The organism is Flavitalea sp. (assembly GCF_035489435.1).
Taxonomy (GTDB): domain Bacteria; phylum Bacteroidota; class Bacteroidia; order Chitinophagales; family Chitinophagaceae; genus DATHKG01.
Map to the genome: position 1 here is coordinate 20,677 of NZ_DATHKG010000031.1, position 17,130 is coordinate 37,806.

At 41.6% G+C, this 17,130-nt stretch carries 15 protein-coding genes; 2 read left to right on the top strand and 13 right to left on the bottom strand.

Annotated features, from left to right (window positions below):
• The first annotated feature begins 117 nt into the window (after window positions 1-117).
• Window positions 118-1,128, top strand: coding sequence for an MBL fold metallo-hydrolase (locus VK664_RS05485; protein WP_461397614.1), 1,011 nt, complete (start codon window positions 118-120; stop codon window positions 1,126-1,128).
• 162 nt (window positions 1,129-1,290) lie between these two features.
• Here the strand turns inward: VK664_RS05485 and VK664_RS05490 are convergent, their stop codons facing one another.
• From VK664_RS05490 to VK664_RS05525, 8 genes are all read right to left on the bottom strand, one after another.
• Window positions 1,291-2,211: an SDR family NAD(P)-dependent oxidoreductase gene (locus VK664_RS05490; RefSeq protein WP_461397615.1), complete on the bottom strand. Its 921-nt coding sequence runs from the start codon at window positions 2,209-2,211 to the stop codon at window positions 1,291-1,293.
• Entirely contained in the window at window positions 2,174-3,292 is a 1,119-nt protein-coding gene (locus tag VK664_RS05495; protein ID WP_461397616.1) for an ABC transporter permease, read from the bottom strand. The genes VK664_RS05490 and VK664_RS05495 overlap by 38 nt, the downstream gene beginning before the upstream one ends.
• Window positions 3,289-4,395, bottom strand: coding sequence for an ABC transporter permease (locus VK664_RS05500; RefSeq protein WP_461397617.1), 1,107 nt, complete (start codon window positions 4,393-4,395; stop codon window positions 3,289-3,291). Before VK664_RS05500 ends, VK664_RS05495 begins: the two co-directional genes overlap by 4 nt.
• Window positions 4,396-4,571: 176 nt before the next feature.
• Window positions 4,572-5,315: an ABC transporter ATP-binding protein gene (locus VK664_RS05505; protein WP_461397618.1), complete on the bottom strand. Its 744-nt coding sequence runs from the start codon at window positions 5,313-5,315 to the stop codon at window positions 4,572-4,574.
• A 314-nt stretch (window positions 5,316-5,629) separates the two neighbouring features.
• Window positions 5,630-6,550, bottom strand: a complete 921-nt coding sequence (locus tag VK664_RS05510; RefSeq protein WP_461397619.1) for an ABC transporter ATP-binding protein — start codon at window positions 6,548-6,550, stop codon at window positions 5,630-5,632.
• Between the two features lie 528 nt (window positions 6,551-7,078).
• On the bottom strand, window positions 7,079-8,032 hold the full coding sequence (locus VK664_RS05515) for an HlyD family secretion protein (RefSeq protein ID WP_461397620.1): 954 nt from the start codon (window positions 8,030-8,032) through the stop codon (window positions 7,079-7,081).
• Window positions 8,033-8,310: 278 nt separating this feature from the next.
• The gene (locus tag VK664_RS05520) at window positions 8,311-9,717 is read right to left on the bottom strand and encodes a TolC family protein (RefSeq protein ID WP_461397621.1); all 1,407 of its coding nucleotides are present in this window, start codon (window positions 9,715-9,717) and stop codon (window positions 8,311-8,313) included.
• Window positions 9,718-9,742: 25 nt separating this feature from the next.
• Window positions 9,743-10,363, bottom strand: coding sequence for a TetR/AcrR family transcriptional regulator (locus VK664_RS05525; RefSeq protein ID WP_461397622.1), 621 nt, complete (start codon window positions 10,361-10,363; stop codon window positions 9,743-9,745).
• 220 nt (window positions 10,364-10,583) lie between these two features.
• Between VK664_RS05525 and VK664_RS05530 the strand changes: the two genes are divergently transcribed.
• Window positions 10,584-11,096, top strand: coding sequence for a DinB family protein (locus tag VK664_RS05530; RefSeq protein ID WP_461397623.1), 513 nt, complete (start codon window positions 10,584-10,586; stop codon window positions 11,094-11,096).
• Window positions 11,097-11,434: 338 nt separating this feature from the next.
• Here VK664_RS05530 and VK664_RS05535 read toward each other — a convergent pair whose 3' ends face one another.
• From VK664_RS05535 to VK664_RS05555, 5 genes are all read right to left on the bottom strand, one after another.
• A complete protein-coding gene (locus tag VK664_RS05535) occupies window positions 11,435-13,564 on the bottom strand; it encodes a carboxy terminal-processing peptidase (protein WP_461397624.1) in 2,130 nt (709 codons plus the stop codon).
• A 471-nt stretch (window positions 13,565-14,035) separates the two neighbouring features.
• Complete coding sequence (locus VK664_RS05540) at window positions 14,036-14,224, bottom strand: lycopene cyclase family protein (protein WP_461397625.1); 189 nt, start codon at window positions 14,222-14,224, stop codon at window positions 14,036-14,038.
• Between the two features lie 89 nt (window positions 14,225-14,313).
• Window positions 14,314-14,850 carry an isopentenyl-diphosphate Delta-isomerase gene (idi, locus tag VK664_RS05545; RefSeq protein ID WP_461397626.1) on the bottom strand — a complete coding sequence of 179 codons (537 nt, stop codon included), beginning with the start codon at window positions 14,848-14,850 and terminating at the stop codon, window positions 14,314-14,316.
• A 300-nt stretch (window positions 14,851-15,150) separates the two neighbouring features.
• A complete protein-coding gene (locus VK664_RS05550) occupies window positions 15,151-15,651 on the bottom strand; it encodes an RNA polymerase sigma factor (protein WP_461397627.1) in 501 nt (166 codons plus the stop codon).
• A 175-nt stretch (window positions 15,652-15,826) separates the two neighbouring features.
• Window positions 15,827-16,060 (bottom strand): hypothetical protein, encoded by a 234-nt coding sequence (locus tag VK664_RS05555; RefSeq protein WP_461397628.1) that lies wholly within the window; start codon window positions 16,058-16,060, stop codon window positions 15,827-15,829.
• Window positions 16,061-17,130: the final 1,070 nt, after the last annotated feature.

Sequence of the window (17,130 nt, forward strand, 5' to 3'; positions counted from 1 at the left end):
AATTGGTATCCCGATTAATTAAACGAATTATTATAAGTAATTCTATCACAATTAATGTTATTTTATAACAACTGAGCTACTTTAAAATATTTCTCAGACTTTAACGTCATACCATAAATGAACAACGATACAACCAGATTCAGGCGAGCTCAAAGAATAAATAATTCAAGGAATTATAAGAACGGATCCTTTGCGAATCTGAGTCCAACAAAAATGAAACCGGATGATGTCTCCTATATTACAATGATTCGGAAATCATTGAATCGACCGAATTCTTCAAGGCCTGATCACACGCTGCCAATTGTCAAAACCAATCTGAAAACATTATCATCTGCAACACCCGTTGTTGTCTGGTTCGGTCACTCGTCTTACCTGGTACATTATAAAGGCAAAAACATCCTGGTTGATCCTGGATTCAGCGGCTATGCATCCCCGTTTTCATTTATGGTAAAGTCTTTTGATGGCGCAAACAATTATTCGGCAGATGACATGCCGGGCATTGATGTACTGATTATTACGCATGACCACTATGATCATCTCGATGTTCATACAATCAAAGAGCTTGCCCCAAAGATAAAATCAGTTTGCACATCGTTGGGGGTTGGGGAAAGGCTTGAAGAACTATTGCCCGGAATCCCGGTTACAGAACTCGATTGGTGGGAATCAGCGTCTTTTGGTGACATTAACCTGACTGCCTGTCCGGCCAGACATTTTTCAGGGCGCGGCCTAAAACGTAATGGCAGTTTGTGGTCTTCTTTTGTAATCGGCCTGGCAGGCTATACCATCTTCGCGGGTGGAGATTCCGGTTATGATTCTTTTTTTAAAGAAATTGGCGAGCGGTTTGGACCTTTTGATTTGGCTTTACTCGAGTGCGGTCAATACAATGATATGTGGCCTATGATACACATGATGCCCGAGCAAACGGCCCAGGCGGCCAAAGATCTCCAGGCGAAATGGTTGATGCCTGTTCACTGGTCAAAATTTGCGCTGGCTCTGCATCCCTGGAATGAACCCGTCAAAAGACTCAAGCTGGCGGCAGAAAAGCTCAGCCAAAATATCACCACCCCAAAGATCGGTCAACCAGTGATCATTAATGAGTCCTATCCGCAAGAAAAATGGTACGAATAAGAGTTATGAGTTATGAATTATGAGTTATGAGTGAGTGATGAGTGGGAATCACAAGTGATGAGTTAATCATATAACCCAACATTCATAACTAAACAACTCATAACTCACTCATAACTCACTCATAACTCACTCATAACTCACTCATAACTCATAACTCTCGACTCATCCTCCGATCGTGTCATATAACGCTGCCGCCCATCCTCTTGGCATAAAACGAAGAAGGCCCGAAAAGATTTTGGATAGAGTTCCTGGAACAATTATCATTTTGCCATTCAAGGTTTGACGTACCGCGCTCTCCCCTACCTTTTTTGGGGGAACTGCCATCATCTTTCCAATGAATCCCAAACGCTTTTTTGTATCAACGATAATTTCAGGCTTTGTAAAGACCGGCCCGGGGGCAAGACAACTCACACTGATATCTTTATCTTTTAGTTGGTATTTCAATGAATAGGAGAAGAATGTCATCGCAGATTTGGTAGCAGAATACAGATTTTTTTGAGGAATCGGGGCTAATCCCGCCATACTGCCGACATTCAAAATATAGGATGGTGCGTTCTGTTCAAGCAGCGGCAGTAAATTCATAACCAGCGAAATGCCCGATTTGATATTCAGATCAATCATATAATGAAGTGAATCCAGCGGCAGCTTCAGAAAATCTCTTGCCCCCCCGATACCTGCTACATTGCACAACATACGCAAAGGTAATTTTCGTGATAAACAATATTCTGAAACAGCAGCTACGGATTCATCTTTACTAAGGTCATAAGACAGAATATCCACAACCACTTTGTATTCGTTTTCCAGCAACTGTTTTGCCTTTTTGAGAGTGTCAAGATCCCTTGCAACCAGTACTAAGTTGAATTTTCGTTTCGCAAGCGCTTCTGCTATCCCGTACCCTATCCCCTTGGATCCACCTGCCACCAGCGCATAGGGATAACTGTTGGTAGCCTGGCCAAAAACAGAAATAGCAAAAAATATCAGTAAAAATTGAAAGAGCAGGCAGGGTTTAAGCATACCAAAGTTGTCAAAAAATTGTGCCAGATCGTTAACTTCTCTTCCGGTAGTTAATAATCGCCCAACCATTTAGGACAAACGCAAATAACAGCATTGTGAGGATATGACCTGAAACATCCTTCAACCCACTGCCTTTAAGAACCACCATCCGCATCACTTCTATGAAATAGGTGACAGGATTCAGTTTTGTTATCAACTGCGCCCAGTAAGGCATAGAGTCGATAGGGGTATATAATCCACCCAATAAGATAAATATCATCATCAGGAAAAAGGAGATCAGCATTGCCTGTTGCTGGTTGCTGGTATATGTGGAAACAAGTAATCCAAGGCCTAGAACGGCCAGTAAGTACACCGCCGCAAACACATAGATGGTTAGAAAACTGCCCGCAGGAACAATGCCATAGGCCAGCCAACCTACTATTAAGCCAAGACTTAAAATAACAAGCCCCAATACCCAAAATGGAATCAATTTGCCCAGGATGAATTCATGTTTTTTAATGGGTGTTACATTGATCTGCTCAATAGTACCAATTTCCTTTTCTTTTACGATGTTAAGGGAAGCCAGGAAAGACCCTACCATGGTAACCAGTACCACAAGGATACCAGGCACCATAAAAAGTTTATAATTGAGTGAGGGATTGAACCAGTTTGTAGCGAGCACCTTTATGTTTGGTTCAGTATCAAACTTTGGCAGATGTATCCATTTCAATCGCAGCTCACGGTTGTATTCCTGCACAATCGACTGCAGATAACCTCCGCCAAGACCTGCCCTTGAGCCATTAATTGCGTTCAAGGCAACATAGAGCGAGGCCTCATTTTCCCTTATGATTGTTTTTTCAAAGCTTGCCGGAATTTCAAGCACAAGATCGGCCTTGTCATCTTCTATATCCACCAGTGCTTGCCGGTAAGAGTCAGCATTATTTTGCAATAAAAAATAGCCTGAGGCAGTAATGCGGTCAGTCAGCTGCCTTGAGTAGGAAGAATGATCATGATCGATGATGGTGATCCGGACATCTTTTATTTCATAATCAGCGGCCAGGGGAAGGATTATGAGCTGAACCAGGGGCATGATAAAGATTATCCTGATTATCGAAGGATTTCTAAAAATCTGCCGGAACTCCTTCTGCAATAAAAATTTTAAAGTTCTCATGCTAACCTGGTTTTAAATTTTTTAATGCTGATTCCCAGTAACACCAACAACATAGCGGCCAGTATAGCAGTTTCTTTCCAGATCGCTGAAAAACCGGCGCCTTTGATCATCACATCTTTTACAATTGAATAATACCAGCGGGCCGGTACAAGGTTACTGATGACCCTCAAAGGCAGTGGCATATTTTCAATAGGAAACATAAATCCGCTTAACATTAATGTGGGAAGAAACATCCCGGTTAAGGAAATAAACATGGCGGTTTGCTGGGAGTCGGTAGAAGATGAGATCAGCAAACCGAATGCGAGACAGGTAAGCGTAAATAAAATGCTTTCCAGCAACAGTAGCATCAGGCTTCCATTTATGGGCACTTCCAATGCAAAAACACTTAATAAAAGGATGCTGAAAATATTCACCATCGACAAAATCAGGTATGGTGTTGCTTTTGCAATGATAATCCGGAAAGGTTGTATTGGTGATACCAGCAAAATTTCCATGGTGCCTGTTTCTTTTTCTTTTACTATGGTGATAGCGGTCATCAAGGTACAGACCAACATCAGCACCATGGCCATTACTCCCGGAACGAAATTATAAGCAGCCTTCAGCTGGGGGTTATACAACATGCGTTGTTCTATCCGGATCGTATAAGGGAGTTTTCTGTTGTTTGTAATATTATTCTGAAAATCGCTGATGATGTTTGTCGCATAATTGGTAAGAGTAGTAGCAACATTCGGATCAGAGGCATCATTGATCAATTGAACAGATGCGGTGTTGAAATGACCGAAATCGTCTTGAAAATTGGGCGGAAATACTATGGCAAGCTTGATGTTGCTTTTTTTAAATAGTTTTTCTATGTCCTGGTAAGAATGTACAGTGGCTTCTATATCGAAATACACGCTGTTGTTAAAAGCTTCGGCTATTCGTTGAGTTAACTGGTCGCCCGATTGATCAAAAACCACGATACGTGCGTTTTTTACTTCGTTCGACAATGCAAAACCAAAGATGATGATCTGCACGACCGGCATTGCCAGCAGGATAAACAACGTGCGCTTATCACGGAGAATATGAAAAAATTCTTTTTTAACGAACGAGGCGTATTGTTTCATTTCATGTTTTTATATAAAACCCTTTAATATAATTATGAGTTATGAGTGATGAGTTATGAGTGAGTTATGAGTTATGAGTTGGTCATTGATGAGTTGCTTATTCGTATTCTTTTCATAATTCATCACTCATCACTCACTCATAACTCATAACTCACTCATAACTCATAACTCATAACTCATAACTCAGCTCTACGCGCATTTCTCGCTAATTTTAAAAACACTTCATCCATAGATGATGCATTGAATTGATTTTTTAGTCCGGCCGGTGTATTCAAGGCTTCAATTCTTCCATCAACCATTATTGATACACGGTTACAGTAAGCAGCTTCATCCATATAATGTGTGGTCACAAAAACCGTGATGCCTGCCTCGGCAGCTTCGTAGATCATGTTCCAGAATTCACGGCGGGTTACCGGGTCTACACCTCCGGTGGGCTCATCGAGAAATACAATTTTTGGTTCGTGAAAGATCGCAACGGAAAATGCCAGCTTTTGTTTCCATCCCAGCGGAAGTGATCCGACGAGCTTGTCTGCTTCACCTGCGAGGTTCAGATCGGTAAGCAGGTGCGCGGTTTTTGTTTTTATGAATTCGTTTGACTTACCATATATCCCTCCAAAAAAGCGAATGTTCTCACGAACAGTAAGATCTTCGTATAAGGAAAATTTCTGGCTCATGTAGCCGATATTTTTTTTGATCATTTCAGTTTGTTTGTAGATATCAAAGCCTGCGATAGAACCTTTGCCGGAAGTTGGAATCGACAAGCCGCATAACATACGCATGGCGGTCGTTTTACCAGCTCCATTCGCGCCGAGAAAGCCGAAAATCTCTCCTTTTTCTACCGAAAATGAAATGGCATCCACCGCAGTGAAATCATTAAACCTCTTGGTTAACTGCTCAACCGATATGATGGATTCTGGCATACTAATTTTTTATAATTTTTCTTTCGTCAGGTGGTATTATTCGATGGCCTTTGTTTCGATGGTTTTTATTTCGATGATCATTGCTTCTTTCATCGCTTTGATTGGATGTTTTTCGCTAGTCTGTTTTTCTCTAGTGTATGTTGTGTTAGTCTAGTTGTGTTAGTCGATGTTGCGTTAGTCGATGTTGCGTTAGTCGATGTTGCCTTAGTCGATGTTGTGTTAGTCGATGTTGTGTTAGTCGATGTTTCTTTAATCTATGCTGCTTTGGTCATTGTTTGAATATTCATTGTATCAATGGTATAAGGTCAATCGCTTCAACCAGTTTTCATCAGGGCAATAAAACAGTCTTCGATATTTGCTTTTTGTTCCTTTATCTCCAGCTCATTGTGATGAAAAGACCGGAGATAATTGCGAAACGATTCTATGGTTCCAGGCTCCTTCATAACGGCATGATGATATTCTCCAAAAGGATAGACATCGATGACCTGCTCAAAAGTTTTGGCATCTTTCAGTAAACGGAACATTTCTGCGGACCTGATAGCAAGCAGCGGATGTTTGAAATCGTTCACAATTTCCTGTGGGGTATTGAGAGACATGATGGATCCAGACTGCATCAGGGCAACCCGGTCACAGATGGCGGCTTCATCCATATAAGGAGTCGAAACTAGGATAGTGATGCCCTGCGACTTAAGTTGCCGGAGCATTTCCCAAAACTCTTTGCGGGAAACTGCATCAACACCGGTAGTAGGTTCATCCAGGAACAATACAGACGGGCGATGAATAAGAGCGCAGCTGAGGGCCAGTTTTTGTTTCATACCACCTGAAAGTTTTCCTGCCTTCCGGTTTTTAAAAGGTTCTATCTGTTGATATATATCCCTGATGAGTTCATAGTTTTCTTCAACTGTTGTATTAAATATCGTTGCAAAAAAACGGAGATTTTCTTCAACGCTCAGATCCTGGTATAATGAAAACCGGCCGGGCATATAACCTACCCGCTGCCTGATGGCTTTATAGTCTTTCACCACATCAAAACCATCGACTTTTGCGGAGCCATTATCTGGCAGCAAGAGGGTTGTCAGCATACGGATCAAAGAAGTTTTACCCGCCCCATCAGGACCAATGATACCAAATAACTCACCCGGCTCAACTTCAAAAGAGATATCGTTAACAGCAACAATTGCAGCTTTGCTCTTACCGTATTTTTTCGTGAGATTTTTTGCTATTACTGGTTTCATGACCTTATAATTTTTTCATCCCCCCAGGGTGATAACTCCGGGTTATGCGAACTCAACACCCGGGTTATCACCCCGGGCTATTCGAAGTCAACCTCCTATCGGGGGTTGTGGAACCCTGGCGTCTCATCCCAATTAAAAACTCATTTCTCTCTCCTTTTATATAACCATCACCAAACATCCACCACTAACTACTAAACTCTCACAGCCAAACTCTCACAGCTAATATCTCGCAGCTAATATCTCACAGCCAATATCTCGCAGCTAATATCTCGCAGCTAATATCTCACAGCTAATATCACGCAGCTAATATCACGCAGCTAATATTCAACAACTAATACCTAACAATTCATATCTCACAATTAATTTCCCACAACTAACCATTCACCATAAACTACTCACCCCAAACACACAACTCATATATCATAACGCATACCTCATAACGTATTAAGAACTCACAACTCACCACTAACTCATCACTCATCACTCATCACTCATAACTCATCACTCATAACTCATAACACATAACTTTCAATGGAGTTTTACTTCTCCATACATCCCAATCTTAATAAAGCCATCGTTTTTAACTTTTACCTTCATAGCATAAACCAGGTTCGCGCGTTCTTCTTTTGTCTGGATTGTTTTGGGCGTAAATTCTGCCTTGTCGGCGATCCATGTTATCATCCCGGGCACCTCCCGGTATTTATTTTCACCGCTATCCAGGAATACCCTGACCTGTTGACCCATTTTTACTTCCGGCAACTGGATTCCGGTTATATATGCTCTTAGATACATGGTGTTGAGGTCGGCAATTTTGTATAGTGCTTTTCCGGCTGCCGTTACTTCACCCGCCTCAGCATATTTAGCTATGACCACACCGGTAAGGGGGTTTAATATTTTTGCTTTTAACAACTGATCGTCAAGTTGCGCTATTCTTTTTTGAAGTGGTTTTGATTCGCTCATCACACCACGATTCTGGGTAGATGTGCCGGTCCGTTGAACCGTTATCTGGCGTTGTGTAACCAGCATCTGACCTTTCATTATTTCGATGGAGGCATTGATATCATCAAGCTGTTTACCAGTAGCCGCGTCCTGTTTTACAAGATTCTCAACGCGTTTTTGTTCATGCAAAAGATTTTTAAGTTGTGATTGCTGAACTGCGAGTTGCTGATTAAGCATGTTGATCTGAGGCAATACGTCTGAGGTACGATCACTAAGTGCTGAGATGGATTCTTCCACCTGTTCTTTCTGATATATGATCTGGTTTGCATCAAGGGTGCCAACAACAGAGTCCTTTGCAATAGCCCTGCCCTCTTCTACATCAAAAGTCAGTAACTTGCCGGCGAGTTCAGATGAAACAATTACTTCATCAGTCTCAAATGTTCCTGAAGCATCAAAATTGTTTTTGCTATCACGGCAACCAACAATCGAAGTAGCAAAAATCGAAGTAACAAAAAGGACAATGATTAACAATTTATTTTTCATGTTCGGTATTTAATTAATTTCTGTTCCTTATTTAGAATAACTCATGGTTCATCCGTCAATATTCATCCCTAAACATTAATCACAAATTACTCCATACCTCGTCCTCATATCACTCATCATATCACTCATCGCATCGCTCATCACATTATTCCTTACATCACTCATCACTTCAACCACTACACTCACCACTCACAACTCACCACTTACAACTCACCACTTACAACTCACCACTTCACTCATAACTCTTCACTCATAACTCATAATTCATCACGACGTACTCATTTCCCCGACGTATTGCGATAATTAATTTTCGCCTGTATCAACTGGATCTCATGTGTGATTTTTGTTTGTGCAGCCTGGTCAGCGGCATTGATTTCGCGCAGATAATCGCTGGCTGTAATAACCCCATTATCAAGTTGGGCCTTTGAGGCTTCCCTTACCTGGTTTCGAAGCCCGATAATTTCCTCGTCGGTTTCAATCATTTTCTCCAGCTTAATAATCTCCGCAAGCTGGGTTGCCATTTCAGCCCTTGTGTTTAACACAAAACTTTCCTCTTGTAACCGAAGATTGCTTTGGGTGATACCAATCAGTTGTTTCTCCTTACGGGTGGTATAAAAACCGCCGAGATTCCAGCTTAACCTTATTCCGCCCATATAATACCATTCAAATGCATTTTTCAGCATGTTTAATGCCGGTCTGCCATAGCCGCCTTGTAAAAAAAAGCTTGTTTTTGGACGGTTCCTTGAATTGATCAGCCCTTCCTGGAGACCCAGCACTGCTGATCTGTCAATGAATTGCTGTATCTCGGGTCTGTTAATATCCGGATAATTTGCAGCAATGGGTGAAGTGGAACCAGTGACCTGTAAAGTGCTATTCAGTGGGACCTGTAACTCCAGGTCGTTCGTAAGTTGGCGCCCGATGAATATCGCGAGCGTATTAACCAGGCCAATCCTCGAGCCCTCCAGTTCAAGCTGCCGTTGACCGGTTTTCAGGAGTTCTGCCCTGAGCAGGCTAAGGCTGGATCTGAATGCCACGCCATTGTTAACCTGCGCTTCTGTTCTTTTTATTCCTATCAGGATGTCTTCCCTTATCAGGTTTATCTGTTTAAGTTGCGCATCCAGGTACAGAATGCTGAGATAAATCGAACTCATCCTTTGCCTGACCTTATATAATTCAACCTCCACCTGCTGATCATCCGCACGCCGGGTGAATTGTTCAATCTCTTTTTGAATCTGGATACGACCTCCATCATAAATTAACTGTGTAGCCTCCCCATAGATTTTGTATTGGTCCTTTTCCGGTGGATCTAACTTGATATTTGTATTAGGTATACTCACATAGGTGACTTCAGATTGATAACTTGCCTGCCCGTTAATTGTAAATTGGGGAAGGTAGCCTTTGGATAAATTAGATATGTTTATTCCCTCTGTCTGAGCCAGCAATGCCTTTTGTTTTATTAAAGGATAATTTGTGCGGGCGAGCTGTTGTACCTCTTCAAGCGTTAGCATGTCAGTCTGCGAAAACAAGGCACTACCTGCCCATAACAATCCCAATAGACAAGCCAGGGCGGTCTTTCTAATTACAGAACCAGCCGATTCGCCAATAGTAGTATTGTTTAGATCAGATTGTAAAGAATATGTTGGAGAACTCTTAACCAAATGATTAAACCATATAGTTAATTTCATAGCAAAAAAATTTATTTCTGGTATATTACTTTTTTATTGAGTCGATGATAAACCTGGCGACGTCTTTTTTTCTCTGATCCATAATGGCACGGAATTGCATTTCATCCAGTTGAAGATTCACCAGGAGCAAAGGCTTGGCAACAAAAGGAAATATGCACATGGAAAGAAGGTTAAGCAAAAGTTGTAAAGGGCTTATCTTTTTGATGGTTCCTTTTTTTATTTCCTTTTCAATCTTTTGCAAAAACAATTCTGGCTTCGGAAAACCCATGGCGCCATTTATTTTTTTCATAAATCCGGCAGGGTCACGGTTGATTTCATTGAAGACAAACAGTGGCAGGTAGGTGTTTGCGGAGATTATCTCAATATAGTCTTCGCAAAATCTTTCAATCATTTCAAACAAAGGCACGTCCGATTCAAAGATCATTCGTATCCGGGGAAACAACTGTCCTGCTGCCTGCATAAAAATCACATCAAATAGTTGTTCTTTATTACGGAAATAATAATGCAGTAATGCTTTATTGATTCCGGCTTCATCTGCAATATCCTGCATACGCGCTCCCATCATACCCTGGCGGATAAAAACATTCTTTGCTGCTGCCAGTATTTTTTCTTCGGTACTCTTATCCTTTTGAATAACCTTTGCCATGTTTAACCAAATGGTTTAACCACTTGGTTAACAAATTTAAGAAATTTTACTTCCCATCCAAATTTTTCTTCATTTTTTAATAGATTGTCAGTTTTACCGTATACGATATCACCATTTACCAGATAATCGTAAAGCCCACTCGTCAACTCACTCATCACTCGTCAACTCACTCATCACTCATAACTCATAATTCATAACTCTCTTTACCTATTTTTGTAAAATGGCAGAAACCATTGAACGCTGGCTGGCAGGTCCGGTCGAAAATATACCCTCGTTATTGCAGCCTGTTGCGCATGCACTGATACAGGCAACAAAAGAAATCAGAACCATGATGACTGATTTTCCGGAAGAAAAATTATTCGAAAGGCCCGCAGGATTAGCCTCCCCGGGTTTTCATTTGAAACATATTAAGGGGGTGCTGGACAGGTTATTCACTTATGCTGCCAATAATCAATTGAGTTCTGATCAACTTGTTTATCTCCAAAGCGAAGGCGAGGCCCTTGGCAATACTGCTGAGTTGGTTCAACAACTGGAGTTCCAGGTAGGTGTTTCCTTAGAAGCATTGTCTGAAATTGATGAATCAACACTTACACAATTCCGCGGAGTTGGCAGAAAGCAACTACCATCAACTGTAATCGGATTATTGGTACATGCCGCAGAACACACCATGCGTCATACCGGTCAGTTACTGGTGACAACTACGGTGTTGAAGAATTTTCATGAAAACACATAACCTGACGCAATCTTCATCAAGATGATCTCCTGATCACTGATGATCCCTGATCTCAATTGCTCCCGTGATCACTGATGATCCCTGGTCACAATTGCTCACGACATCACAGATGATCCCGTGATCTCAGATGATCCGGCGATCATCGAGGTTACTTGATATTGTTAACGGTTAAGCCAACCGGGAGGCCAGGCATTAGGTTTTAAAATAAAGAAATTGAAAATGACCGCTATTTCGGTCAAACGCTCCACCTTTTGGCTGAAATAGCGGTCATTTTCAAAACAGCCTCAAAACAAGTACCCGATATGCCCCTCGAAAAAGAAAGGGAGCTCTATCTGGTGCTATTTTTTCTGCTGCACATATGCATAACCGTTAACGGTCTGCAATAAATCTTTGAGCACGAATACAGCTTCACCGAGATATAAATCCTTTTTCAGACTATTAAGCCAAAACTTGTTATTCTCCCTTCGAAACTCTTCTTTTTTTGCAAAGGCAAGTGAATCTTCCGTTGTATTGTGGATCTTCAGATCGTACTTCATCGCACTTGAATTTCGCACCTCGCGGACAGCCTGGTTTACTTTTGCTCTTTCTTCACGAAATTTCAACAGGTTCAGTGAATAAGTATCGGTTGATTTATCGAGCCAATCAATATTTGTGTTAAGCTTATTATAGTTCTGATCGAGCTTAATTCTTGCTTCGCTCCTGTTCTTCAACACTGAAAAATAATTTGTATCGGCTGTTGGACTATAATTCGCCTGGCGGATTGTATCCCATGGCAAAGCACTTGGATTATACTTTTCCTGGGCATGTGAAAGTTTATTAAAACCCGGTAACACTATGTCCGGAGATACACCTTTGATTTGAGTAGCTCCACCGCTGACCCGATAATATTTCTGAATCGTAAGATGCAATGTTCCAAGATCAATGTCTTTTGCCTTGACATCCTTGCCGGGCACAGAAAAACCTCGTTGTACTGTTCCTTTACCATAAGTGTTCGCACTGCCGACAATAATACCACGTCTGTAATCCTGGATTGCGGCTGCGAAAATCTCTGAAGCCGATGCACTGTATTCATTCACCAGGACCACGAGAGGTCCATCGTACAAAATGCTTTTGTTGTTAACCCCGTCAGCCTCGGCTTCCTTATCGCGCGATTTTACCTGCACTACCGGTCCCTCTTTCATAAAAAGTCCAACCATACGAATCACTTCACCAAGGCTGCCACCACCATTATCGCGAACGTCAATGATGATACCCTTGACGTTTTCCATTTTTAGTTTCACGATCTCACTGGCCACATCAAAGGCACAGCTGCGGCCATTGTCATCACCAAAGCTTGTATAAAATTTTGGCAAATAGATATAACCCAGTTTCGAGGAACCTTCTTTGGTTGAATCATCAATCACTGCACTTTTCACAAAAGTATCTTCCAGTTGTAAGGCATCGCGGGCAAGCGACACTCTTTTGATTGTGCCATCTGCCTTTTTGAAACCGACCACTACAACAGTACCTTTTTTACCGCGAATTAATTTGATTACCTCAGGCATAGACAAACCCTCGGTGGTTTGCGGCGCCTGTTTATCTTCAGCAACTGAAACAATAATATCCCCTTTTTCGATCTGGCCGGAACGCCAGACTGGTCCACCGATCATTGGCTCTGACACTTTCACAACTCCATCGCTTTCCTGCAGTACCGCACCAATACCATAATAGATACCACTAAGGCTTTCCTGAAACTCACGACGATCCACCGGCAAAAAATATCCGGAATGCGGATCCATGAGGTGAATAATTGCATTTACATATTGCCCGAAATTTTCTGATTCTGTTGCTCCTTCCAGGATTCGCTTGAAATTTCTTTGCTGACCACGATTGACCATTTCACGTGCACGTCTTTCAACAGCTGTATCAATTTTATTACCAAGCTTCGCTGCAATGCTGTCTTCCAGCAGATCATCATAAGTATTCAAAACAGAATAAGTCAGGTACTTACGCCAGACCTCATCCTTTTCCTTTAAAGATGCGGGAAAGTCAACGCTGTCGCGATCGGTTGTATACTGCTCATCTTTATCAAAGCGAAATGGCTGTTTCAGCAAACGCGCAGCAAGGTCCTGCGTTTCGAGTATACGTGTACGGTAGATACCGCTTACTGTTTTAAAGAAAGTAAGTTTGTCTCCCCTGATTTCATCATCAAGGCGTGCCTCCCACTTCCTGAAAGAATCGATATCGCTTCTTATAAAAATGAACCTGCCCGGATCAAGCGCTTCAAAATAAGCATTAAAGACCTGCCTGGAAAATGCATCATCTATTTGCTTAGGCTGATAATGAATGTACTCAACCATCTTACCGATGTTGTGAACAATCTCATCATAGTTCTCTGCAACTTTTTCTTTTTGTGCGAAGGTAATCAGTGGTAAAGCCGAAATGCACACTGCAGCCAGGGTACATTTGAAAGATTTAAATTTAATCATCAGTCTTGCAATTGAGCGTATCTAAATATACCAAATTTATGCCTTCTGGAAGGAGGCGAAATGATAATTCCAATGTTACAAAATAAGAGTGGTAATTGTTAATAACGAGGAAAAGGAAAATAACATATTAAAACAGTATTAACAGCAGACAACATGATAGCTTTATTCCCAATTTTGAGATGGCCGCCTGGTTTACGTATGGAGAACCGGTGAACCGGGCGGTTTTGTTGCCAGCCGGATGCCGGCCCTGGCGAATATAAAAGTGGGCAGGGCTTTGATTACTCTGAGATCCTGAAATATATTGGATTCATTGTCCGGAACTTTAAAAACATCAGTAGCCATGTTTTTACGGAATAGTTCGGTAGAAATAAAACGCCGGGTAACTTTCCAGAGGCAAGAACATCAAGCAGTATCGAATTGTACCAATGGACGTTCATAGCTGCTAAGCTGTTTTTCGCAACAGGAAATTTGTCAACTGCCAGCAGAGAGGCAATCGGAAATTTGCTTGATGTATTCATCAACAGCCTGGTCATAAGCCCGCTGCTGCAGCAGATGACCAGTGAACTGGGTATATTCTGCCAATGCCTCAGGTTCAGATAACGGTAATAAGTAAACGAAGCTGGTACTATTTTGTCGGCTGATTCGGAAGTTCATCAGCATACCATATTGGGATCAAATACAGCTGTTGGTGACCTGATCACGAAACCTTTAAAATGTTGAAGTAGAAAGTAAGCGATCTTCCGCCGATACTAAACAACAGCCCCGGCTTCCGCCAGTTTCATTTTCAACTTTGGAAAGGCAATATGGAACCAGCTGGTGTATTTGGCGGGATGCGATTGGAGTGTCTCTTCAATCTCATCAAGACTTTTAAAACAATAGTCCTTTACTTCGTCGGGATCCGGTTTGATGGTCCCATCAAAGATGCCCGTATAAACATGATCAAATTCATGCTCGGTCAGCCCATTTTCATAGTGGGACTTGTAGGTAAATTCGAAGATCTTGGTAAGCGGTGTTGAAAAACCCATTTCTTCAACAAGACGCCTTTTCGCAGCAGTCAACGTTTCTTCGCCCGGAGAAGGATGGCTGCAGCAGGCATTTGTCCATAATTCCGCACTATGATATTTATTGCGGGCCCTTTGTTGCAACAACATCTCGCCCTTTTTATTAAATATAAATACACTAAATGCACGGTGCAAAATTGCTTTCTGATGAGCTTCCAGCTTTTCCATCGTTCCAACCTCCACATCCTGTTCGTTAACAAGTATTACTTCCTGCGTCGCAGACATGTTTAAAAGAATTATGAATTATGAGTTATGAATTATGAAAGTAGTTATGAAATTTGGATTGATTGAAGTGAAGGGGTGGTGTCTTGTCTCATAATTACTTTTCCTAAATCATACGTATTTCCTAAATTATACGTATTTCCTAAATCATGAGTGTTTGATTGACAAACAATATAACTTATTTGATCCAAACATTTTGAAAACAAAAAAAGCATATTAACTCTGAAAATAAAAATAAGATACTACCTCTGAAAACAAAAAAGGCATATTACCTGGATAATATGCCTGTTTATTGATGTATAATTAATATCTGTTGATCTGCGTTTTGAGCAGTTTACGTGCGAAGTGGATACGGCTCTTGATGGTACCGAGTGGTTCATTCATCATCTTGGAAATCTCATGGTATTTGAATCCATCGAAATAGAGGAGGAATGGATTACGAAAGATTTCAGGAAGGTTATGAACTGCTGCCTGGATGTCTTTTAATCTTAGGGTACTTTCTGCAGTATTGGCTGCAACCGACTGACTTTGGTTAAGCAAAAATTCATTCGGAGTATTATCGAAAATGGTGTTTTGCTTAGATTTCCTGCGGTAGTTATTGATAAAAATATTCCGCATGATTGTGTACAACCAGGCCTTAATGTTGGTGCCAACATTATACTTTTCCTTATTCGCCAGAGCACGGAAAAGTGTTTCCTGGAATAAGTCCTTGGCCGCTTCTGAATCACGTGTTAAGGTGATTGCAAACGGCTTCAGAAATTCCGCGTTGTTCACCAGCATGTTATTAAATTCTATTGTTGACATGGTCGCCTGTTTAATAATATTATCAAATTTACCCCCCGATTTGTTCCCGTCAATGGATTTTGTTTAATTATTGTGTTAAAATGTTAAACAAAGTTGGGTTCGCGAAATTGGGCTTTGTTGAGTTTTTTGTCGTAATTGGTTAAACAAATATTGAAAGGGTAATTATCACCTATAGCTAAAAGATTATGCCAGCTATTATTTGGTGGTTAAACGCTGACATACTGTCTGGTCGCTTCTTCGCGCCGTTGGGAGCGGGATAGTGCCTTTGTGGCGGCTGTGTCCCGTAGTTAATACCTTTCGTTATGTCCCGCACGTGCGGGATCGGCTTTTTTGCCCTGATCAGCTTCAATAACTCTTCCGTACGTACGGGAGCACGAAGTGCTGGTTTGCTTTCTTTGTTTACCAGCATTATTATGCAACAGTTTTTGGTCGCTTCTTCGCACCGTTGGGAGCAGGATTGTGCCTTTTTGCGGCTGTGTCCCGTGGTTAATACCTTTGCTCATGTCGTGAGTGGTTCTTGTCTCCGATCGGCTTTTTTTGCCCTGATCAGCTTTGTTAGGGTTTCTTCAAGTGCTGGTTGCAGTATCGCCCTGATCTGCTTCAGTAACTTCGACCACGGTACGAAGGCCGCGCAAAGGCACAATCCCGCTCCCAACTAGCTCATCCACTTGGGGGAATATCATACTAGTCATAACAATTCTTACCATTCCGCTATAGCAGGTTCGTTGTCCCATCATTCAATCAGCATCAAATCTTGTGTATAAGCCAATCACATATTTGGTCATAAATTACAAATGAACTGATATTCGGTTTTGCAATTCACTTCCCAATCTATGTACAAACCGATCTGACATTCGATTGGGAGAAATAACACGGCCGCTTTCAAACGTAGCCACCCGCAAACGCTGCAACCGCTAACACAGCTGCCCGCAAACAATGCTGCCTGCAAACGTAGCAACCCGCAAACGATGCCACTTGCAAACGCTGAATCACTACTGCGCTGAATCATTGCCAGGCTGTAACGAGCAATCGATGCAATACCCATCGTTATTTTTTCCTGGGGCCTATAGGAATATTATTAATGCACTGGAACCAGATTGCTTGCGAATTGGATGAAAAAAAATTAACGCAATGATGCACAACCGAAATTTCGGTAGCTAAGATTGGTTAAGATTGTTGCAAATGGAATTTTGCCAATCGTTTTTCCGGCAACCGGATGGCTGGCAACTCAGAGAACGGTAACACAGCAATGTCATTTCAATTTCTGCAATGCCGATAATGTCAATGCCGGTTATTGCAATAAGTGAATGGTGAATTTTGTTAAGTTAGTCGCATATTCCCCTAAGTGAACGAGATTAGAACGTGCAGGATGGGCCTGAGGTTGGTTTGATTGCCACCTTCGATTCCTTCAATGATGAGTTTTCGCTGCATCGTTGTGTAATTTTTCTTTTATATGGTTTTAGGTCCTACATATGATTT

Coding starts and splice junctions, on each gene's coding strand:
- VK664_RS05485 (WP_461397614.1), top strand. CDS start 118: ATGAACAACGATACAACCAGATTCAGGCGAGCTCAAAGAATAAATAAT.
- VK664_RS05490 (WP_461397615.1), bottom strand. CDS start 2,211: ATGGTTGGGCGATTATTAACTACCGGAAGAGAAGTTAACGATCTGGCA.
- VK664_RS05495 (WP_461397616.1), bottom strand. CDS start 3,292: ATGAGAACTTTAAAATTTTTATTGCAGAAGGAGTTCCGGCAGATTTTT.
- VK664_RS05500 (WP_461397617.1), bottom strand. CDS start 4,395: ATGAAACAATACGCCTCGTTCGTTAAAAAAGAATTTTTTCATATTCTC.
- VK664_RS05505 (WP_461397618.1), bottom strand. CDS start 5,315: ATGCCAGAATCCATCATATCGGTTGAGCAGTTAACCAAGAGGTTTAAT.
- VK664_RS05510 (WP_461397619.1), bottom strand. CDS start 6,550: ATGAAACCAGTAATAGCAAAAAATCTCACGAAAAAATACGGTAAGAGC.
- VK664_RS05515 (WP_461397620.1), bottom strand. CDS start 8,032: ATGAAAAATAAATTGTTAATCATTGTCCTTTTTGTTACTTCGATTTTT.
- VK664_RS05520 (WP_461397621.1), bottom strand. CDS start 9,717: ATGAAATTAACTATATGGTTTAATCATTTGGTTAAGAGTTCTCCAACA.
- VK664_RS05525 (WP_461397622.1), bottom strand. CDS start 10,363: ATGGCAAAGGTTATTCAAAAGGATAAGAGTACCGAAGAAAAAATACTG.
- VK664_RS05530 (WP_461397623.1), top strand. CDS start 10,584: ATGGCAGAAACCATTGAACGCTGGCTGGCAGGTCCGGTCGAAAATATA.
- VK664_RS05535 (WP_461397624.1), bottom strand. CDS start 13,564: ATGATTAAATTTAAATCTTTCAAATGTACCCTGGCTGCAGTGTGCATT.
- VK664_RS05540 (WP_461397625.1), bottom strand. CDS start 14,224: ATGCTGATGAACTTCCGAATCAGCCGACAAAATAGTACCAGCTTCGTT.
- idi (WP_461397626.1), bottom strand. CDS start 14,850: ATGTCTGCGACGCAGGAAGTAATACTTGTTAACGAACAGGATGTGGAG.
- VK664_RS05550 (WP_461397627.1), bottom strand. CDS start 15,651: ATGTCAACAATAGAATTTAATAACATGCTGGTGAACAACGCGGAATTT.
- VK664_RS05555 (WP_461397628.1), bottom strand. CDS start 16,060: ATGCTGGTAAACAAAGAAAGCAAACCAGCACTTCGTGCTCCCGTACGT.